Below are 18645 nucleotides of genomic sequence, written 5' to 3'. Positions count from 1 at the left end.
AGACAGGGCAGCCCACCTTGCAGGTGGGCCGCCCATCCTCGAGGAAGATTCGCCGCAGAGCGATAGTCGTCCGCCTTGAAATGATCGCTGCTGCGGGTCCAAAAGCCGATGTTTAGGATGGCAGACTGTATGGCGGGTCCGGTAAAGGATGCGTGCCGGATCTTGCCGGTTCTGACATATCCATGTTTGCCTATGTGAATTCGGTCCGGCCCATGAAGTCCGAGGCCAAAGGGCCAATCGCACTGACCCAAGGTCTGACAGATGGCCGCAGGCCCGGCCATTTCCGCAATTGCGACACTGTATACGGCTGCATACTGTAGACGTGACCCTCTGCTTGGCCTATGGAGGGGCCAACCGTCACCTCTGCTGAGAAAGGCCGGACACATGTCTGATTCCACTCCCGACATCATCTACACCAAGGTCGACGAAGCACCCGAGCTGGCCTCGGCCTCTCTGCTTCCGATCATCCAGAAATTCGCCGCCGCCGCTGGCGTGTCGGTGGGCACCAAGGACATCAGCCTTGCAGGCCGGATCATCGCCACCTTCCCCGAGGTCCTGACCGAGGAACAGCGCCAGTCCGACGACCTGGCAGCGCTGGGTGAACTGGTGAAAAAGCCGGAGGCCAACGTCATCAAGCTGCCGAACATCTCGGCCTCCGAACCGCAGCTTGTCGCCGCCGTCAAGGAACTGCAGTCTCAAGGCTACGCGCTGCCCGATTACCCCTATTCGCCGTCGACCGACGAGGAAAAGGCCGTGCGCGCCAAGTACGACACCATCAAGGGGTCGGCGGTGAACCCGGTGCTGCGCGAAGGCAACTCGGATCGTCGCGCCGCCGCCGCCGTCAAGAAATTCGCCCAGAACAACCCGCACCGCATGGGCGAGTGGACAGCCGACAGCAAGACACGCGTCGCCTCCATGCCCGGCAATGATTTCTTCGCCAACGAGGTGTCGGCCACCCTGCCGAAGGCCGCGACCGCCAAGATCGTACTGGAAACCGCCGGTGGCGAGACGATCCTGAAAGAGGGCGTGTCCTACCCCGAGGGCACCGTCGTCGACGCGACCTTCATGTCGGCCGCCGTGCTGGACCAGTTCCTGGCCGAGGAAATCGAAAAGGTGAAAGCGGACGGCACGCTGTTCTCGCTGCACATGAAGGCAACGATGATGAAGGTCTCGGACCCGATCATCTTTGGCCATGCGGTCAAAGCATGGCTGGCGCCGGTATTCGAGAAGTTCGGCGACGAGATGAAGGCGGCAGGCGTGAATCCGAACGCCGGCATGGGTGACCTGCTGGAGCGCGTGAAGGACAATGCCGAAATCATGGCCGCGATCGAAGAGGTCCGCGCCGAGCGTCCGCCGATGTATATGGTCGACAGCGACAAGGGCATCACCAACCTGCACGTTCCGTCCGACGTCATCATCGACGCTTCGATGCCCGCGCTGATCCGCGCCGGCGGCAAGGGCTGGGGCCCGGACGGCAAGGAGCACGACACGACCTGCGTGATCCCGGACAACTGCTATGCGCCGGTCTATGACGAAACCATCGAGTTCTTCAAAGCCAACGGCAAACTGAACCCGGCCACCGCCGGCACCGTTCAGAACCTGGGCCTGATGGCACAGAAGGCCGAGGAATACGGCAGCCACCCGACCACCTTCGAGATCCCGGAAGATGGCACCGTCAAGATGATCCTCGAAGACGGCACCGTGCTGCATTCACATGCGGTCAAGGCGGGGGACATCTGGCGGTCGGCCTCGGCTCGCAAGGCGCCGATCGAGGACTGGGTGAACCTTGCCATCGAACGCCAGAAGGCCACCGGCTATCGCGCGATCTTCTGGCTGGACGAAAACCGCGCCCACGACGCGCAGCTGATCGCCTACGTCAAACCGATCCTCGAAGCGAAGGGCGTGGCCGACAAGTTCGAGATCATGGCGCCGCGCGCGGCAACCCGTGCCAGCCTCGAAACCATCACCAAGGGCGAGAACACGATTGCCATCACGGGCAACGTCCTGCGTGACTATCTGACCGACCTCTTCCCGATCCTCGAACTGGCGACGAGCGCCAAGATGCTGTCCATCGTCAAGCTGATGAATGGCGGCGGGCTGTTCGAGACGGGTGCCGGCGGTTCTGCCCCCAAGCACGTCCAGCAGTTGCAGGCGGAAAACCACCTGCGTTGGGACAGCCTTGGCGAGTTCTGTGCGCTGGGTGAAAGCTTCAAATTCCTGGCGGATGCGCGCGACAACGCCAAGGCGCGGGTGCTGGGCGAGGCGGTGGAAACCGCGACCCAGGGGATCCTCGACAATGACCGCAGCCCCAGCCGCAAGGTGGGTGAGCCCGACAACCGCGACAGCCACTACTGGTTCGCGCGCTACTGGGCAGAGGCGCTGGCCGCGCAAAGCGATGATGGCGAACTGGCCGCGCATTTCGCGCCGATCGCCAAGGCCCTGGCCGATGGCGAAGCAGCGATCACCGGCGAACTGGCGGCGGCACAGGGCAGCCCTGCAGACCTCGGTGGCTACTACCACGGGGACGCGGACAAGACGGCATCCGTGATGCGCCCCTCGGCGACGTTGAACGCGATCATCTCGTAATTTCCTGACATCAAAAGGAAAACGCCCGCCGGAGCGATCCGGCGGGCGTTTTTCATTCTGCGGTGCAGTTCAGGACTAGGTCTGGTCTGCTTCGCGGGGCTCCTGCTCTGGCGGATCGTCGTAGATCGACCAGTCGTGTTCTCCCCCGGTTGGGGGCAGGTCGCGCCGCCGCAGCCCCATCAGGATATGCGTTTGCGCGATGAACAGGGCCGTGACCGGTGCGGTCAGGAACAGGAACAGGGTGATGAGCAACTCGTGAAAGGACAGCTTGTCCTTGACCAGCAGGAAATACAGCATCGAGGCGATCAATACCCCGCCAACGCCCAGGGTCGTGGCCTTGGTGGGCGCGTGCAGGCGCTGCATCGTATCGTCCAGCTTCAACAGGCCCAGAGACCCGACAAGGCCAAAGATCCCAGCGATAATGAGGAAGGCCGACACAAGGATTTCTGCAAACATGATCGTCCTCCCTTATTCGATGATGTCGCCGCGAAGAAGAAAGCGGCAATAGGCGACGGTGGACACGAAACCGACCATCGCGACCAGCATCGAGGCTTCGAAATAGATCGCTGTGCCTTGCAGGATCCCGTAGAGGACAAGCAGCGCGATGATGTTGATCACCATCGTGTCCAGGGCAAGCACCCGGTCGGCCTGACCCGGCCCGGTCACGATACGCCAGAGGTTGAACAAAAGCCCGAGGCCGAAACAGCCGATCGCGAAATACAAAGCGTAGGTGATCATCCGAAAATCTCCTTCAGCCGGGCTTCGTAGCGGGTCTTGATCTCGTCGCGGACGCTGTCCGGATCATCCGTGTGCAGGCAATGCACCAGCAAGGACGTCCCGTCTGCGGACAGCAGGGCGGACACGGTGCCGGGCGTCATGGTGATGGTCCCGGCAAGCACGGTAATCGCCTCGGCCGATGTCAGATCCAGCGGGACGACGACCCACTTGGAATGGATCCGAGCGCGCGGCTTGAACAGGATGATCATGGCCACCTGGATATTGGCCACGATGATGTCCCAGATCACCAGAAGGACGTAGGGCACCGCCATCAGAGGCCGTTTCAGACGCGGCCGGCCGGGCCAGTAGGGCGAGGTCAGGATCGGCACGACGATCCCGAGGAAACCACCCAGCAAGACGTTGCCCGGCGTGACCTTGTTGACCAGCATCAGCCAGACCAGAAGCAGGGTCATGCTCAGCAGAGGGTGCGGAAAGATGCGTTTCAGCATGGCTTAATGCTCCTCTTCCGCAAGCGGGTCAGCGGCGTCGTGTTCGGGGTCGGCCTCGGGTTTCTCGGCCTTCTCCGGTGCTTCGACCGGAGCCAGCACGGCATCGATATAACCCGTGGGCTGGAACAACTGGTTGGCCGCGGCGCGCATGTAGCCCGTGGCCGGACCGGCCAGAACCGCCAGCCCCACCAGCAACGCCAGCAGCATTATAGTGGGGGCCACTTCGGCTCCCTTGGCCGGGGCAGGCGGCGGATCGGACTGGATCGCCTCCGTTCCCTCAGGCACCTTCAGCGAGGTCGACTTCCAGAAGATCATGCTGCCGGCGCGGGCAAAGCCGACGATTGTCACCAGGGACCCGACCAGGATGCCGGTCCAGGCCCAGGGCATCAATTCCGGTCCGCGCAGCGCGTCGAGGATCAGGAGCTTGCCCAGGAAGCCCGAGAGGGGCGGCATCCCCGCCATCGCAATCGCGGCGGCAAAGAAGAGCGCGGCAAACAGCCCGTTCTGCAGAACCGGCGGGCGCGCGTCCAGAGCGTCGGTCCCCCGTCGGCTGACAACCAGGTCCGCCAAAAGGAACAGGGCGGCCGCCGAGAATGTGGAATGCACGAGGTAATACAGCGCGGTTTCCGTGGCGTAGGCATCGACCGGAGCCACGGCCAGCATCATCGTCCCCATCGACCCGATCACCGAAAAGGACAGCAAGGGCATCAGCCGCCGCGCCGCCAGAACGCCCACTGCGCCCAGCGTCAGGGTGACCATCGCTGCCGGGAAAAGCCAGGTCGTCACCACGTCCCTGGTCGGCTCTGCCCCGGGATGGAACGCCAGGGTATGCAGGCGGATGATGGCATAGGCGCCGACCTTGGTCATGATCGCGAACAGCGCCGCGACCGGTGCAGGGGCGTTGGAATAGGTGCCCGGCAACCAGAACTGCACGGGAAAGAGCGCCGCCTTGATCATGAAGACGATCAGCAACAACACCGCCGCCACGCGCACCATGCCCGAATCCTCCGCCGCGATCTGCGGCACCTTGACCGCAAGATCCGCCATGTTGAGCGTGCCGGTCGTGGCATACATCGTGCCCAGCGCGAACAGGAACAGCGTCGAACCGGCGAGGTTCATGACCACGTATTGCAGACCCGCCTGCATCCGCACCTTGCCGCCGGAATGCACCATAAGGCCATAGGAGGCGATCAGCAGCACCTCGAAGAAGACGAACAGGTTGAAGGCGTCGCCGGTCAGGAAGGCGCCGCAGATGCCCATGAGCTGGAACTGGTACAGCGCGTGGAAATGGCGCCCCTTCGCGTCCCACCCCGTCGCGATCGCGTGCCAGAGCACGATCAGCGCCAGCGAGGCGGTCAGAAGCACCATCATGGCCGACAGCCGGTCCAGCACCAGGACGATCCCGAATGGCGCGGGCCAGTCACCAAGGCGATAGACATGGGTGCCGCCATCTGCGGCCCAGAACGCCAGCCCAAGGGCGATGGCAAAGAGCGCCACGGTCGAGGCCGCCGAGGCGACCCGGGCCAGCACGATGTCGTGCCGCATGACGTAACCGATAAGCGGCGCCATCATGGCAGGCAGCACGACGGGGGCGATGATCCAGTGACTCATGCCGCGTCGTCCTTCTCTTCGGCCTCTTTCATGTCGATGCTGTCATCCCCGGCCTCCAGGTAGGCGCCGAGGGCGAACATCACCAGAACCGCCGTCATCCCGAACGAGATCACGATCGCGGTCAGCACCAGCGCCTGGGGCAGCGGATCCGTATAGGGGACGTCCGCGTATTTGTTCAGGATCGGCGGCGCGTTGATCGCCAGCCGCCCGGTCGAGACCAGGAAGATGTTGACCGCGTAGCTGAGCAGGGACAGCCCGAGGATCACCGGGAAGACGCGCAGCCGCAGGATCAGGTAGACCCCGCCCGCCGTCAGCACGCCGATGGCGCTTGCGACAAGCAATTCCATGTCACGCCTTTCCTTTCTCGACCATCTTGCGCGGGCGCGATGGGTCATAGTCCATTGGTTCGGTATTGACGGTTTCGCCCGCGTGGCGCGCCATCCGGCTGAGGCTGTAGAGCATCAGCATCACGGCCCCCAGCACGCAGAGGAACACGCCAAGGTCAAAGAGCGCGGCGGTAGCCAATTCGAACTCCTCGATCGGGGGCAGGTGGACATAGCCGAAGGCCGAGGTCAGGAAGGGTGTCCCCGACAGCCAGGCGCCCATGCCGGTCAGCCCTGCGATCACCACGCCCCAGCCGATCATCGCGTGATATTCGAACTGCTGCCGTCGCGAGGTCCAGCCAAAGCCCGACGCCATGTACTGCATCAAGAGCGCGATGGAGAACACCAGCCCGGCGACAAAGCCGCCCCCCGGCTGGTTGTGGCCGCGCAGGAAGATGTAGACGCCGACCATCAGCGCAATGGGCATCATCACGCGGGTTGCAATCACCATCATCAGCGGGTGACGGTCATGCGACCGGTCGAAGTTGTAGCCCGAGTTGCGCAGCCTTGCGCCCGCCGGGCCGCTCAACAGGGCCTCCATCAGGGCAAAGATCACCAGGCCTGCGATGCCCAGCACGATGATCTCGCCGTAGGTATCGTAGCCCCGGAAATCCACAAGGATCACGTTGACGACGTTGGTGCCGCCGCCGCCCTTGTAGGAATTCGCAAGGTGGAAGTCCGAGATCGAGCTGAAGTCCCGTGTCATGAAGGCAAAGGACAGCGCAGCCACCCCGACACCGGCGGCAACGGCGATCACCCCGTCCAGCGCACGGCGTCCGGCGGTGTTTTCCTGCGGCGTGGTCTTGGGCAGAAAGTGCAGCGCCAGGAGCAGCAGCATGATCGTCACCGTCTCGACCGAGATCTGCGTCAGCGCAAGGTCGGGGGCAGAGATGTAGATGAACCCGGCCGAGATCATCAGGCCGATGACCCCCAGCACCACCAGCGCGCGGTAGCGCATGTGGTGTTGCAGGACGATGACCGCCGTGGCGCAGACCAGAAGGACCCAGCCCACCGCGACGACCGGCGGGATCGGCAGAAGGTCACGGGTTGGCGGGGCGATCTCTCCCCGCATGAAGGCGACATAGCCAACGGCCACCGTGGCCGCTGTGAAGATCGCCAGGTAACGGCTGATCGAGCCGTCGTGCAACGTGTCAGAGATGGCACGCGACAAGCGCACGCAGCCCGCGATCACCGCGTCAAAGACGGCCTTGGCGTAGAAGGGCCCGGCCTTGATCCAGGCCGCGTCCAGCGGGCGGTGCAGCAGCAGCAGCACCGCGCCCCCGGCAACGGCGGCAATCGACATGTAAAGCGCCGGTGTCACCCCGTGCCAGATCTTGAGATGGGCATGGGTTTCATGGCCGGTGACGGCGGTCGCGGCCATGTTCACCACGTCCTCCGCCAGGAAGGGTGCGACACCGATCAGCACCACGAAGATGCACAGAAAGGCGGGTGACAGCCACATGCCGGCGGGCGGATCATGCGGTTTCGACGGATAGTCGTCGCGCACCGGGCCGCCGAAGACGTGAAAGATGAACCGCAGGCTGTAGGCGACAGAGAAGAGCGCCCCGAAGGTGGCCAGCGCGGGCACGATCCACGGATTTTCCCACCAGTAGGTGTGGCTTGCCTCTTCCAGCATCATTTCCTTTGACAGGAAGCCGTTGAACAGCGGGATACCGGCCATCGACAGGGCGGCGACGGTGCCGATGACGGCGGTGATCGGCATCAGTTTCGCAAGCCCCCCCAGCCGCTTGATGTCGCGGGTGTGCGCCTCGTGGTCGATGATGCCGGCGGTCATGAAGAGGGCGGCCTTGAAGGTCAGGTGGTTGAGAATGTGAAAGACAGCCGCAATCGCCGCCGCCTCTGTGCCAAAGCCCAGCAGCATGGTCAGCAGGCCCAGGTGAGACACGGTCGAAAAGGCCAGCAGGCCCTTGAGGTCGTCCTTGAACAGCGCGATCACCGCGGCGATGACCATCGTGACCAGGCCGGTGGTTGCCACGGCGTAGAACCACAGTTCCGTCCCCGACAGCGCAGGCCACATGCGGGCCATGAGGAAGACCCCGGCCTTCACCATCGTGGCCGAATGCAGGTAGGCCGAGACCGGCGTCGGTGCGGCCATCGCGTGCGGCAACCAGAAGTGGAAGGGGAACTGCGCAGACTTGGTGAAGGCGCCCAGCAGGATCAGAATGACGGCCGGGGTATACCAGTCAGAGGCCTTGATCGCGTCCCCGGCGGCCAGAATGTCGGTCAGGTTGTAGCTGCCCGCGATGTTGCCCAGGATCAGCATCCCGCCAATCATCGCCAGCCCCCCGGCCCCGGTCACTGTCAGTGCCATGCGCGCGCCCTGGCGGCCTTCAGGCAGGTGTTTCCAGTAGCCGATCAAGAGGAAGGACGACAGCGATGTCAGCTCCCAGAAGATCAGCAAGAGCAGTATGTTGTCCGAAATCACGATGCCCAGCATCGCACCCTGGAACAGCAGCAGATAGGTATAGAACTGCCCCACCGGATCCTCTCCGGACAGGTAGTAGCGCGCGTACAACGTGATCAGCAGGCCGACGCCGAGGATCATGCAGGCGAACATCAGGCCCAGACCGTCGAGGAAAAAGGCAACCTCTAGCCCCATCTGGGGCAGCCATGGGATCGACATGGTATAGACCGTGCCGTCCATCACGCCTGGGGCCAGCGTGCCCAGCATGACCAGCGCCAACACGGTCGGCACGGCGGTAAAGGTGGCGGTGGCGGTTCGGCCGGCCCGGATCATGATGCCGGGCACAAGAGCGCCCAGGAAGGGCAGCAGCGCGATGATGGGCAGAAGACTGCTCTGGGTGGTCATTCGCGTCTCCGCAGGGTCAGGAAATTGACGTTTTTTCCGAAAAGACCGCGAAGATTGCAATGATTATTCCAGAAAAAGGAACCATTGCCGCGGATACAGATCGGGGTCGGCGCGGCCTCAGAGGCCGGAGACGGGGCACCACGGATCACGCAGGCCGCAAGGACAGAAGCGGAACAACCTCGACACCCCCCAAGAGAGGCCGTTGTTCGATCTGATCCCGTTTTCCGGCACTCTGCGGCCCATCCCCCATGTCTGCCGCCCGTGGCGGTTCCAGAACCTTATTGTGGGACAAGATCGGTCCGGTGCAAGGTCAAAGATGACGATTTCCATCATGTTTCCGGCTTGCGACCGGGATACGGGCCGCCCCTGGGCATTCCGTGTCAGGCGGAGCCGGTGCTGTTGCGCAAGTAGTAGTCGCGATACCACGCTACGAATTTTGCAACACCCTCGCGCACCGTTGTGCGTGGGCTGTAGCCGGTCAGGGTCTGCATCAACGTGGCATCCGCCCAGGTCGCGGGCACGTCGCCGGGCTGCATCGGCATCAGGTTTCGCGTCGCGTCGAGGCCCGTGGCCTCTTCGATGGCCTCGATGAAATCGGTCAGCTGCACCGGTTCGGAATTGCCGATGTTCACGACACGGAAGGGCGCCACCGGCGACAGGCTGTCGCCCTCGGGCACGATGCCGTCGGCGGGTCGTTCCGGTGCCGCGTCCATCAGCAGGCGGATGCCCTCGACGAGGTCGTCGACATAGGTGAAATCGCGCTGCATGTCGCCGAAGTTGTAGACGTCGATCGGCCTGTTCTGAAGGATGGCCTTTGTGAACTTGAACAGCGCCATGTCGGGCCGGCCCCAGGGCCCGTAGACCGTGAAGAAGCGGAACATGGTTGTCGGAACGCCGAACAGATGCGCATAGCTGTGCGCCATCGATTCAGTGGATTTCTTCGTCGCCGCGTAAAAGGACATCTGGTAGTCGGCCCGGTCGGTCTCCCGATAGGGCATTTCGGTGTTCGCGCCATAGGCTGACGAAGTCGAAGCCAACAGCAGGTGGCGCGGAGGATGCGCGCGGGCGGCCTCGAGTATCTCGAAGGTGCCGATGATGTTCGATTCCAGGTAGGACCGCGGGTTTTCGATCGAATAACGCACCCCGGCCTGCGCGGCGAGATGGATCACCACGTCGGGCTCTTCCCGCGCAAAGAGTTCCGCCATGCGCCCCGGATCCTCGACCCGGCCGATCTCGGGCACGAAATCGCCCAACGGCGCCAACCGGGCGTGTCGATCTTCCTTCAGCGAGACCTCGTAATAATCGGTCAGCGCATCCAGCCCGATCACGCGCCAGCCTTCAGCCAAAAGACGCGCGCAGCAATGATAACCGATGAAGCCGGCGGAGCCGGTGACAAGAACGGTGGGCATGGCGCAGGGTCCTGAGAATTCGTGCCAGTTACGGGGACTCGTTTGCCTGATCCCCGACGATGCGTCTAGTGTTTGCGCAAATGCATAGAGGGTCGACGATGGAACTGAAGAAAAACACCTTCAAGGCAGGCTTGCAGGAAGGTCGTCTGCAGCACGGCATCTGGTGTTGCATGACAGATCCGCTGGCCGCAGAGATGATGGCAGCCTGCGGATACGACTGGATGCTCTTCGATTGCGAGCATTCGCCGATGGACCCGATCCGCGTGCTGCCGATGCTGCAGGCGGTGGCACCCTATCCGGTATCCGCCCTCGCGCGGCCCGCCTCGCTGAACGCCCCCGAGATGAAACGCCTTCTGGATATCGGGGCACAGACGCTGATCATTCCCTATGTGCAGAACGCCGAAGAGGCCGCCGAAGCTGCGGCTGCCGTCGCCTATCCGCCCGCGGGTATCCGGGGGGTCGCCGGGATGACGCGGGCCAGCAACTTTGGCCGGATCGCCGATTACCACGCCACCGCACGCGACGAGCTTTGCCTGATCGTTCAGGTCGAAACGGTCGAGGCCATGGCCCAGATCGAGGCCATCGCCGCCGTGCCCGGGATCGACGGCATCTTTGTCGGGCCAGCGGATCTGGCGGCCTCGATGGGCTTTCCGGGCAAACCGGCCCACCCTGAGGTTCAGGCGGCAGTGATTGACGGAATCAAACGGATCAGGGCGGCCGGCAAACCTGCGGGCACGTTGATCATCGACCCCGCGTTCGGACAGAAGGCGATCGACGCCGGCGTGGCGTTCATCGCGCAGGATCTGGACCTTGTGGCGCTGCGCAAGGGTCTGTCCCGCAGCTGACCGGCACGGCCTAGCAAAGCGCCTTTTGCGGCGGCGGTTTCCAGTTTCTGTGGTGACAGCCGCGGCGGCGCGTGCCAGAACCGTCCCTGCCATGAGAAAACTCTTTGCCTGCCTGTGTTTCGCCCTTGTGCTTGCTCGGCCCGCGGCCGGGGAAGAGGCAGTGACCGTGTTCGCCGCGGCAAGTCTCAAGACCGCGCTGGACAAGGTCGCCGAGGCCTATGACGGTGACCTCGTTCTGTCCTACGCCGGGTCATCGGCGCTGGCGCGGCAAGTTCAGCAGGGGGCACCCGCCGACATCGTCTTTCTGGCCAACACAGACTGGATGGACGTGCTGGAACGCGACGGGCTGATCGCCCCGGGAACGCGCACCGAACTGCTGGGCAACCGGTTGGTGCTGGCCGGTCCGGCGGGCGCGGACCCAGTCGAGATCCGACCGGACCTGGACTTGGCCGCGATGCTGGGCGACGGGCGCCTGGCGATGGCGCTGGTCGAGGCGGTTCCGGCAGGCATCTACGGCAAGGCCGCGCTGGACTCTCTGGGCTTGTGGGAGGCCGTGGCGCCCCGCGTGGCCCAGGCGGACAACGTGCGCGCGGCGCTGGCGCTGGTCTCATTGGGACAGGTGCCGCTGGGCGTGGTCTATGCCACCGACGCCGCCGCCGATCCGGCGGTCGATGCCCTCGGCCTCTTCCCCGAGGACAGCCACCCACCGATCCGCTACCCGGTTGCCGCCGTCGAAAATCGCGCCGACGCGGCGGCTCCTTTCCTGACCTTCCTGCAAACGCCCGAGGCGGCGGCACTTTTTGTCGCTCAGGGTTTCGCCGTCCTGGACAACTGACGCGATGGATTGGCTCAGCCCGGCAGAGTGGGAGGCGGTCAGATTGTCCCTCCGGGTGTCGTTCTGGGCCACGGTTGCGGCACTGCCCATCGGGTTGTTCATTGCCTACGCGCTGGCCCGCTGGCGGTTTCCCGGCAAGCAGATCCTCAACGGGCTGGTCCACCTGCCGTTGATCCTGCCGCCGGTCGTCACCGGTTACCTGCTGCTGATCACCCTCAGCCCGCGCGCGCCGGTGGGGGGCTTCCTGAAATCCATCGGGATCAGCTTTGCCTTCAACTGGACGGGCGCGGCGCTGGCCGCCGGGATCATGGGCTTTCCTCTGATGGTGCGTGCCATGCGTCTGTCGATCGAGGCGGTGGATCCGAAGCTGGAACAGGCGGCTGCCACGCTGGGCGCCTCGCGTGCCTGGGTATTTGCCACCGTGACCTTGCCGATGGTGCTGCCGGGTGTCCTGGCGGGCGCCATCCTGGGCTTTGCCAAGGCGATGGGAGAGTTCGGCGCCACGATCACCTTCGTCTCGAACATCCCGGGCCAGACACAGACGCTGCCCTCGGCGATCTATGCCTTTCTCCAGGTGCCTGGCGGAGAGGCCTCTGCCCTGCGGCTGGTCGCCGTGGCGGTTGCCGTGGCAATGCTGGCGCTGCTTCTGTCGGAGTGGATCTCGCGCCGGGTGGCGGCGCGGGTGGGGGGCGCGTGATGCTGGAGGTTGCCGTGCGCCACCGGCTGGGGACCTTCACGCTGGAGGCCGCGTTCGAGGCACCGCCGGGTCTTTGCGTGCTTTTTGGCCGCTCCGGGTCTGGAAAGACCAGCGTCATCAATGCCGTCGCCGGTCTGATGCGGCCCGATGAGGGGCGCGTGCGGGTTGGTGAGCGTGTGTTGGGCGACACGTCGCAAGGAATCTGGCTGCCGCCGCACAAGCGCCGCCTGGGCTATATTTTCCAGGAAGGCCGGTTGTTCCCACATCTGTCGGTCCGGCAAAATCTGCTGTACGGGCGCTGGTTCGCCGGGTCGCTTTTGCCGCTGGACCCGGTGGTGGAAATGCTGGGCCTTGGCCCCCTGCTGACCCGCCGCCCCGGTGCCCTGTCAGGCGGGGAAAAACAACGCGTTGCCATCGGGCGCGCCCTGTTGGCCGATCCCGGCCTGATCCTGGCCGATGAACCTTTGGCCGCGCTGGACGAGGCCCGCAAGCGCGAGATCCTGCCCTATTTCGAACGACTCCGGGACGAGGCCCGCTGTCCGATCCTCTACGTCAGCCATTCCGCGGGAGAGGTCGCCCGGCTGGCGACAACCGTGGTTGTCCTTCAGGACGGGCGTGTTGTGAGGCAGGGCACCGCCGCAGAGGTGCTGAGCGACCCGGCCGTGACACCCGCGGGCATCCGCGCCGTGGGCGCTGTACTAGAGGTGCGGGTGGCCGCCCACCATGATGACGGCCTGACCGAACTGGATGCCGGGGGCGTGCCGCTGTACCTGCCGCGTGTTCCGCAGGCCGTGGGCGCGCCTTTGCGGATCCGGATCGCGGCGCAGGAGGTCATCCTGGCGCGGCAAAGGCCCGAGGGGCTTTCTGCGCTCAACATATTGGCGGGAAAGGTGGATTCCATCCGAGAGGGAGATGGTCCGGGGGCGCTTGTCTCGCTGGATACAGCGGCCGGGCGGGTTCTGGCGCGGGTCACGCGACGGTCGGCGGAGAAGCTGGGCCTGGCGCCCGGAGTAGACTGTTTCGCCGTGGTCAAGACGGTGGCAATCGCGCGTGAGGATGTTGGCACCGCTTGAACCCATGCCCGCCGCCGCTAACTGGCGCTGCATGGAAAACGCATTGATCATCGGGGACAGCGGCGGCATCGGTGGGGCCGTGGCGGCGCATCTGCGCGACCAGGGCATGGCCGTCACCGGTCTGTCGCGGTCGCGCGACGGACTGGACGTGACGGATGAGGACAGTCTGCGCACCGTTCTGGGCGCTCTGGAGGGGCCCTTCGATCTGGTCTTCGTGGCAACCGGGGCGCTGGAAATCGCCGGGGCAGAGCCGGAGAAGACACTGAAAGCACTGGATGCCAAAGCCCTGATGGACCAGTATCTGCTGAATGCCATCGGCCCGACGCTGGTCCTGAAACATGCCTTGCCCCTCTTGCCGCGCCGCGAACGGGCCGTCTTTGCCGTGGTGTCCGCGCGCGTGGGGTCGATCGGGGACAACGGTTTGGGCGGCTGGTACAGCTATCGCGCGGCCAAAGCCGGGGTGAACCAGTTGATCCACACCGCCGCCGTGGAACTTGCGCGTTCGCACCGGCAACTGGCCTGCGTCTGCCTGCATCCCGGAACGGTCGAAACGAACTTTACCGCCAAGTACGCCAATCGCTATCCCACGGTCACGCCAACCCATGCAGCCGAGCGCCTGGTCAAGGTCATGAAAGGGCTAAGCCCCGAGGATACCGGGAAATTCCTTGATTACGCGGGCCGGGAGATTCCCTGGTGAGCCGGCTGGTCCTGGTACTGGGCGACCAGTTGAGCGAGGGCGTCGCGGCGCTGAAAGTCGCGGACAAGGCGCGTGACGTGGTGATCATGGCCGAGGTCGTGGACGAAACCGACTACGTGCCGCATCACCCCAAGAAGATCGCGTTCATCTTTGCGGCGATGCGCAAGTTCGCCGCGCGCCTGCGCGAGGACGGCTGGGAGGTGCGCTACACCGAACTGGACGACACGCAGAATGCCGGGTCGATCTGTGGAGAGTTGCTGCGGCGGGCCGAAGAGACGGATGCCTCCGAAGTGATCGCTACGGAACCCGGAGAATGGCGCCTTATCAATGCCTTGCAGCATTGCCCGCTCAAGGTGCGCCTGTTGGAAGATGACCGTTTCATCGCCTCCCACGCGATGTTCGACCAATGGGCCGAAGGCCGCAAAGCCCTGCGGATGGAGTATTTCTATCGCGAGATGCGACGCAAGACGGGCCTTCTGATGGAAGGCGACGACCCCGCCGGGGGGCAGTGGAACTTTGACCATGACAACCGCAAACCGGCGCCTGATACTGTCACGCACAAGCCGATATGGTTCGAACCCGATGCTGTCACTGAGGAGGTTCTGGATCTGGTCGAGGCAAGGTTCCCGAACAATTTCGGTGTGTTGCGACCCTTCGGCTTTGCCACCGACCGGGCGGAGGCGCAGCAGGCACTGGCGCATTTCATCGATCATGCGCTGCCCCGGTTCGGCGACTACCAGGATGCAATCCTCGACGAGAACCGCTTTCTCTATCACTCGCTATTGTCGGGCTACATGAACATCGGGCTTCTCGACCCGCTGGACGCCTGCCACGCTGTCGAAAAGGCGTTTGAAAACGGCGATGTCCCGATCAACGCCGCCGAAGGCTTTATTCGGCAGATCATCGGCTGGCGGGAATATGTCCGTGGGATCTATTTCCGCGAAGGGCCGGAGTATCCTGAGCGCAACGTATTGGATCACAACCGGAAATTGCCTTGGTTCTACTGGAGTGCCGAGACCGACATGCGCTGTGTCGCCAAGGCTGTGGAGCAGACGCGGGACGAAGCCTATGCCCACCACATCCAGCGCCTGATGGTGACGGGCAATTTCGGATTGCTTGCGGGGGTCGATCCACACGCGCTGCACGAGTGGTACCTGAGCGTCTACATCGACGCCTTTGAATGGGTCGAGGCGCCCAACACGGTAGGAATGAGCCAGTTTGCCGATGGTGGCATCATCGCCTCAAAGCCGTATGTTTCCTCGGGAAATTACATCAACAAGATGTCGGACCACTGCAAGCCCTGCGCCTATTCGGTGGCCGCCAAGACCGGCAAGACTGCCTGCCCCTTCAACCTCCTCTACTGGCATTTCATGGACAGACACCGAGACCGGTTCGAAAGCAATCCCCGCATGGCCCAGATGTACCGTACCTTCGACAGGATGGATCCTGACAAGCGCGAAACCGTGCTGCGAGAGGCGCAATCCTTCTTGGACCGCATGGAGGCGGGTGAACGCGTCTGATGCTGGCACAGAACCTGCGCTTTGTTCGTCGAAATAACTTCGATGGTGTAGCAAGGCATCTGCTGTGCCAAGGTGGGTCCGCCAGGGACCACGGGTGACAGCGCTCACACCATAGTGGCCAGTACGCACAAGGCACCGTCGAAATTGACAAAACCCGTGTCAATGCATCCTCACGGTGCGAAAACGATGCGCACCGTGAGCCACTATGCCTACAAAAACTCAGAAGTCGAGGTTCTCGACGGTCAGGGCGTTCTGCTGAATGAACTCTCGCCGCGGCTCGACCACGTCTCCCATCAGCTTGGTGAACAGGTCATCCGCCTCGGCCATGTCGTCGATCGTCACCTGCAAAAGGGTCCGCGCATCCGGGTCCAACGTGGTTTCCCACAGCTGGTCGGGGTTCATTTCCCCCAGGCCCTTGTAGCGTTGCAGGGTCAGACCCTTCTCGCCCTCGTCCAGGATGGCCTTGAGCAGGTCAAGCGGGCCCTGGATCAGCTGGCGGCGATCCTTGCGTTCCAGCGTCGAAGGTGTGCCGTAGATATGCTGCAGGCTCTCGGTAAAGCTGCCGGTCTTGCGCGCCTCGCCCGAGCGCAGCATCGGCCCGTCCAGCGTGCGGACCTCTTCGACACCGCGCAGGATACGCGCCAGCCGAATGCCCTTGTCCTGGGTTATCCGACCGTTCCAGCCACGTTCGTATTCCAGCGCGATCAGGTCCAGTCGCGCGGCGACCTTGTCGGCCACGCCTTGCAGGTCGGCATCCACGGCGCCCGGAACAAAGGCCCCGGCGATGGCGGCCTGCTCCAGGATATGGCGTGGGTAATGGGTGGGGAAGGCTTCGAGCACGCGCTTGAGCTGCCGCGCCTCGTCGACCACGCGGACAAGGTCCTGCCCGACGATCACCTCGCCCGAGCTCAGGTTCAGCTGGGCATTCTCGATCCCTTGCTGGATCAGGTAGTCGTCCAGCGCAGTCTGATCCTTGAGATAGACCTCGGACTTGCCGCGCGCGACCTTGTACAGCGGTGGTTGCGCGATATAGAGGTATCCGCCCTCGATCAGCTCGGGCATCTGCCGGTAGAAGAAGGTCAGCAGAAGCGTGCGGATGTGCGCGCCGTCCACGTCGGCGTCGGTCATGATGATGATCTTGTGGTAGCGCAGTTTCGAGATGTCGAACTCATCCCGCCCGATGCCGGTGCCCAATGCCATCACGAGGTTGCCGATCTCCTGGCTGGACAGCATACGGTCGAACCGCGCCCGTTCCACGTTCAGGATCTTGCCGCGCAGGGGCAGGATCGCCTGGTTGCGGCGGTCACGGCCCGTTTGCGCCGATCCACCGGCCGAGTCCCCCTCGACCAGGAACAGTTCGGTCTTGGAGGCGTCCTTCTCGGAACAGTCCTTCAGCTTGGCCGCGTTGAAACTGACGTCCATCGCGGTCTTGCGACGGGTCAGCTCACGCGCCTTGCGGGCTGCCTCACGCGCCAGAGCGGCCTCGATGATCTTGCCGACGATCTGCTTGGCTTGCTGAGGGTTCTCCTCGAACCATTCGGCCAGCTTCTCGTTCATCAGGCTTTCGACCGCCGGGCGCACCTCTGAACTGACCAGCTTGTCCTTGGTCTGGCTGGAGAATTTCGGGTCCGGCACCTTGACCGAAAGCACGGCGGTCAATCCCTCGCGGGCATCGTCGCCGGTAAAATTCACCTTTTCGCGTTTCGCGATGCCGGACTCCTGGGCGTATTTCTGGATCGTTCGGGTCAGGGCACCACGGAAGCCGGCCAAGTGCGTGCCGCCATCCCGCTGCGGGATGTTGTTGGTGAAGGGCAGCACCGTTTCGTGGTAGGTGTCGTTCCACCACATGGCGACCTCGACCCCGATACCGTCCTTCTCGCCTTCCATGTAGACCGGCTCTGCCATGACGGATTGCTTGGAACGGTCGAGATACTTGACGAACTCGCGCACGCCGCCCTCGTAGTGCAGCTCGGTCTTGAGCGGCTCGGCGGGGCGCTCATCCTCCAGGATGATGCGCACGCCGGAGTTCAGGAAGGCCAGTTCGCGCAGGCGCTTTTCCAGCGTCTCGAAATTGTAATCCAGGTTGGAAAACGTGTCGGTCGAGGCAAGGAAGCGGACCTCTGTCCCGGTCTCGCCCTCGGCATCGCCGACAATGCGCAGGTGTTCGCTGGTCTCGCCATGTTCGAACTTGGCGTAGTGTTCCTTGCCGTTGCGCCAGATGCGGAGCTCCAACCAGACGGACAGCGCGTTGACGACGGAAACGCCCACGCCGTGCAGACCGCCCGACACCTTGTAGGAGTTCTGGTCGAACTTCCCGCCGGCGTGCAGCTGCGTCATGATGACCTCGGCCGCCGAAACCCCCTCTTCCGAGTGGATGTCGACGGGAATCCCGCGCCCGTTGTCCCGCACCGACACGCTGTTGTCGGCATGGATTTTCACATGGACATAGTCGGCATGTTTGGCCAGCGCCTCGTCGATGCCGTTGTCCACTACCTCGTAGACCATGTGGTGCAGGCCCGAGCCGTCATCGGTGTCACCGATATACATGCCGGGGCGTTTGCGCACCGCCTCCAAGCCTTTGAGAACCTTAATGGAATCGGCGCCGTACTCACTCGGCGCCGCGGGCTGGTCGGACATCGCCTGATCCTTTGTTATTTTGGCCCAAGTTATAGAGGTTTAGCGGGGGATTGTCACGCCACGGACACAATATTTGGTAATCCGTCAATGCGGGAATCGTGACAGCGTCAGATCACGGTGCAGCGCGTCCGTCATCCCGCACAGCGGGCGTTTTTCTGCTTTCTCCGCAGAAGCCCGCCGCGCTGGTTTCCGCAGCATTCAGTCGGTCACGGCGGCATGGGTTTCTCGCTCAACCGCATCCAGTGCAGCGCCGTGGCGGTGCGCAGAATGTAGAAGAATCGCTCGGGTCGGGGTCG

The 18645-nt window shown here is 63.6% G+C and carries 15 protein-coding genes; 7 read left to right on the top strand and 8 right to left on the bottom strand.

What is annotated here, in order from left to right; all coding sequences use genetic code 11:
- Positions 1 to 384: 384 nt before the first annotated feature.
- Positions 385 to 2586, top strand: a complete 2202-nt coding sequence (locus ACQY5B_RS23765; RefSeq protein WP_420327042.1) for an NADP-dependent isocitrate dehydrogenase — start codon at positions 385 to 387, stop codon at positions 2584 to 2586.
- A gap of 75 nt (positions 2587 to 2661) precedes the next feature.
- Here ACQY5B_RS23765 and ACQY5B_RS23760 read toward each other — a convergent pair whose 3' ends face one another.
- From ACQY5B_RS23760 to ACQY5B_RS23730, 7 genes are all read right to left on the bottom strand, one after another.
- Positions 2662 to 3042: a Na+/H+ antiporter subunit G gene (locus ACQY5B_RS23760; RefSeq protein WP_305969690.1), complete on the bottom strand. Its 381-nt coding sequence runs from the start codon at positions 3040 to 3042 to the stop codon at positions 2662 to 2664.
- 12 nt (positions 3043 to 3054) lie between these two features.
- Positions 3055 to 3324 (bottom strand): K+/H+ antiporter subunit F, encoded by a 270-nt coding sequence (locus tag ACQY5B_RS23755; protein WP_043142987.1) that lies wholly within the window; start codon positions 3322 to 3324, stop codon positions 3055 to 3057.
- Positions 3321 to 3812: a Na+/H+ antiporter subunit E gene (locus ACQY5B_RS23750; protein ID WP_305969689.1), complete on the bottom strand. Its 492-nt coding sequence runs from the start codon at positions 3810 to 3812 to the stop codon at positions 3321 to 3323. The genes ACQY5B_RS23755 and ACQY5B_RS23750 overlap by 4 nt, the downstream gene beginning before the upstream one ends.
- 3 nt (positions 3813 to 3815) lie before the next feature.
- Positions 3816 to 5423, bottom strand: coding sequence for a monovalent cation/H+ antiporter subunit D (locus ACQY5B_RS23745; protein ID WP_420327043.1), 1608 nt, complete (start codon positions 5421 to 5423; stop codon positions 3816 to 3818).
- Positions 5420 to 5770 carry a Na+/H+ antiporter subunit C gene (locus tag ACQY5B_RS23740; protein ID WP_420327044.1) on the bottom strand — a complete coding sequence of 117 codons (351 nt, stop codon included), beginning with the start codon at positions 5768 to 5770 and terminating at the stop codon, positions 5420 to 5422. Before ACQY5B_RS23740 ends, ACQY5B_RS23745 begins: the two co-directional genes overlap by 4 nt.
- Before the next feature lies 1 nt (position 5771).
- Positions 5772 to 8636: a monovalent cation/H+ antiporter subunit A gene (locus tag ACQY5B_RS23735; protein WP_420327045.1), complete on the bottom strand. Its 2865-nt coding sequence runs from the start codon at positions 8634 to 8636 to the stop codon at positions 5772 to 5774.
- Between the two features lie 380 nt (positions 8637 to 9016).
- The gene (locus tag ACQY5B_RS23730; protein ID WP_420327046.1) at positions 9017 to 10045 is read right to left on the bottom strand and encodes an NAD-dependent epimerase/dehydratase family protein; all 1029 of its coding nucleotides are present in this window, start codon (positions 10043 to 10045) and stop codon (positions 9017 to 9019) included.
- Positions 10046 to 10143: 98 nt separating this feature from the next.
- Here ACQY5B_RS23730 and ACQY5B_RS23725 point away from each other — a divergent pair, with 98 nt between their 5' ends.
- From ACQY5B_RS23725 to ACQY5B_RS23700, 6 genes are all read left to right on the top strand, one after another.
- A complete protein-coding gene (locus ACQY5B_RS23725) occupies positions 10144 to 10890 on the top strand; it encodes an HpcH/HpaI aldolase family protein (RefSeq protein WP_420327047.1) in 747 nt (248 codons plus the stop codon).
- A gap of 91 nt (positions 10891 to 10981) precedes the next feature.
- Positions 10982 to 11725, top strand: a complete 744-nt coding sequence (modA, locus tag ACQY5B_RS23720) for a molybdate ABC transporter substrate-binding protein (protein WP_420327048.1) — start codon at positions 10982 to 10984, stop codon at positions 11723 to 11725.
- 4 nt (positions 11726 to 11729) lie between these two features.
- Positions 11730 to 12422: a molybdate ABC transporter permease subunit gene (gene modB / locus ACQY5B_RS23715; protein ID WP_420327049.1), complete on the top strand. Its 693-nt coding sequence runs from the start codon at positions 11730 to 11732 to the stop codon at positions 12420 to 12422.
- Entirely contained in the window at positions 12422 to 13495 is a 1074-nt protein-coding gene (gene modC / locus ACQY5B_RS23710; protein WP_420327050.1) for a molybdenum ABC transporter ATP-binding protein, read from the top strand. The genes modB and modC overlap by 1 nt, the downstream gene beginning before the upstream one ends.
- A 31-nt stretch (positions 13496 to 13526) precedes the next feature.
- Positions 13527 to 14192: an SDR family NAD(P)-dependent oxidoreductase gene (locus ACQY5B_RS23705; protein WP_420327051.1), complete on the top strand. Its 666-nt coding sequence runs from the start codon at positions 13527 to 13529 to the stop codon at positions 14190 to 14192.
- A complete protein-coding gene (locus ACQY5B_RS23700) occupies positions 14186 to 15712 on the top strand; it encodes a cryptochrome/photolyase family protein (RefSeq protein ID WP_420328574.1) in 1527 nt (508 codons plus the stop codon). The genes ACQY5B_RS23705 and ACQY5B_RS23700 overlap by 7 nt, the downstream gene beginning before the upstream one ends.
- Before the next feature lie 219 nt (positions 15713 to 15931).
- Here ACQY5B_RS23700 and gyrB read toward each other — a convergent pair whose 3' ends face one another.
- Positions 15932 to 18349, bottom strand: coding sequence for a DNA topoisomerase (ATP-hydrolyzing) subunit B (gyrB, locus tag ACQY5B_RS23695; protein ID WP_420327052.1), 2418 nt, complete (start codon positions 18347 to 18349; stop codon positions 15932 to 15934).
- Positions 18350 to 18645 lie beyond the last annotated feature (296 nt).

Source organism: Antarctobacter sp. (genome assembly GCF_965277915.1).
In the GTDB taxonomy this organism is placed as follows: domain Bacteria; phylum Pseudomonadota; class Alphaproteobacteria; order Rhodobacterales; family Rhodobacteraceae; genus Antarctobacter.
This window is presented reverse-complemented; position numbering and strand designations above follow the sequence as displayed.

Coding starts and splice junctions, on each gene's coding strand:
- ACQY5B_RS23765 (WP_420327042.1), top strand. CDS start 385: ATGTCTGATTCCACTCCCGACATCATCTACACCAAGGTCGACGAAGCA.
- ACQY5B_RS23760 (WP_305969690.1), bottom strand. CDS start 3,042: ATGTTTGCAGAAATCCTTGTGTCGGCCTTCCTCATTATCGCTGGGATC.
- ACQY5B_RS23755 (WP_043142987.1), bottom strand. CDS start 3,324: ATGATCACCTACGCTTTGTATTTCGCGATCGGCTGTTTCGGCCTCGGG.
- ACQY5B_RS23750 (WP_305969689.1), bottom strand. CDS start 3,812: ATGCTGAAACGCATCTTTCCGCACCCTCTGCTGAGCATGACCCTGCTT.
- ACQY5B_RS23745 (WP_420327043.1), bottom strand. CDS start 5,423: ATGAGTCACTGGATCATCGCCCCCGTCGTGCTGCCTGCCATGATGGCG.
- ACQY5B_RS23740 (WP_420327044.1), bottom strand. CDS start 5,770: ATGGAATTGCTTGTCGCAAGCGCCATCGGCGTGCTGACGGCGGGCGGG.
- ACQY5B_RS23735 (WP_420327045.1), bottom strand. CDS start 8,636: ATGACCACCCAGAGCAGTCTTCTGCCCATCATCGCGCTGCTGCCCTTC.
- ACQY5B_RS23730 (WP_420327046.1), bottom strand. CDS start 10,045: ATGCCCACCGTTCTTGTCACCGGCTCCGCCGGCTTCATCGGTTATCAT.
- ACQY5B_RS23725 (WP_420327047.1), top strand. CDS start 10,144: ATGGAACTGAAGAAAAACACCTTCAAGGCAGGCTTGCAGGAAGGTCGT.
- modA (WP_420327048.1), top strand. CDS start 10,982: ATGAGAAAACTCTTTGCCTGCCTGTGTTTCGCCCTTGTGCTTGCTCGG.
- modB (WP_420327049.1), top strand. CDS start 11,730: ATGGATTGGCTCAGCCCGGCAGAGTGGGAGGCGGTCAGATTGTCCCTC.
- modC (WP_420327050.1), top strand. CDS start 12,422: ATGCTGGAGGTTGCCGTGCGCCACCGGCTGGGGACCTTCACGCTGGAG.
- ACQY5B_RS23705 (WP_420327051.1), top strand. CDS start 13,527: ATGGAAAACGCATTGATCATCGGGGACAGCGGCGGCATCGGTGGGGCC.
- gyrB (WP_420327052.1), bottom strand. CDS start 18,349: ATGTCCGACCAGCCCGCGGCGCCGAGTGAGTACGGCGCCGATTCCATT.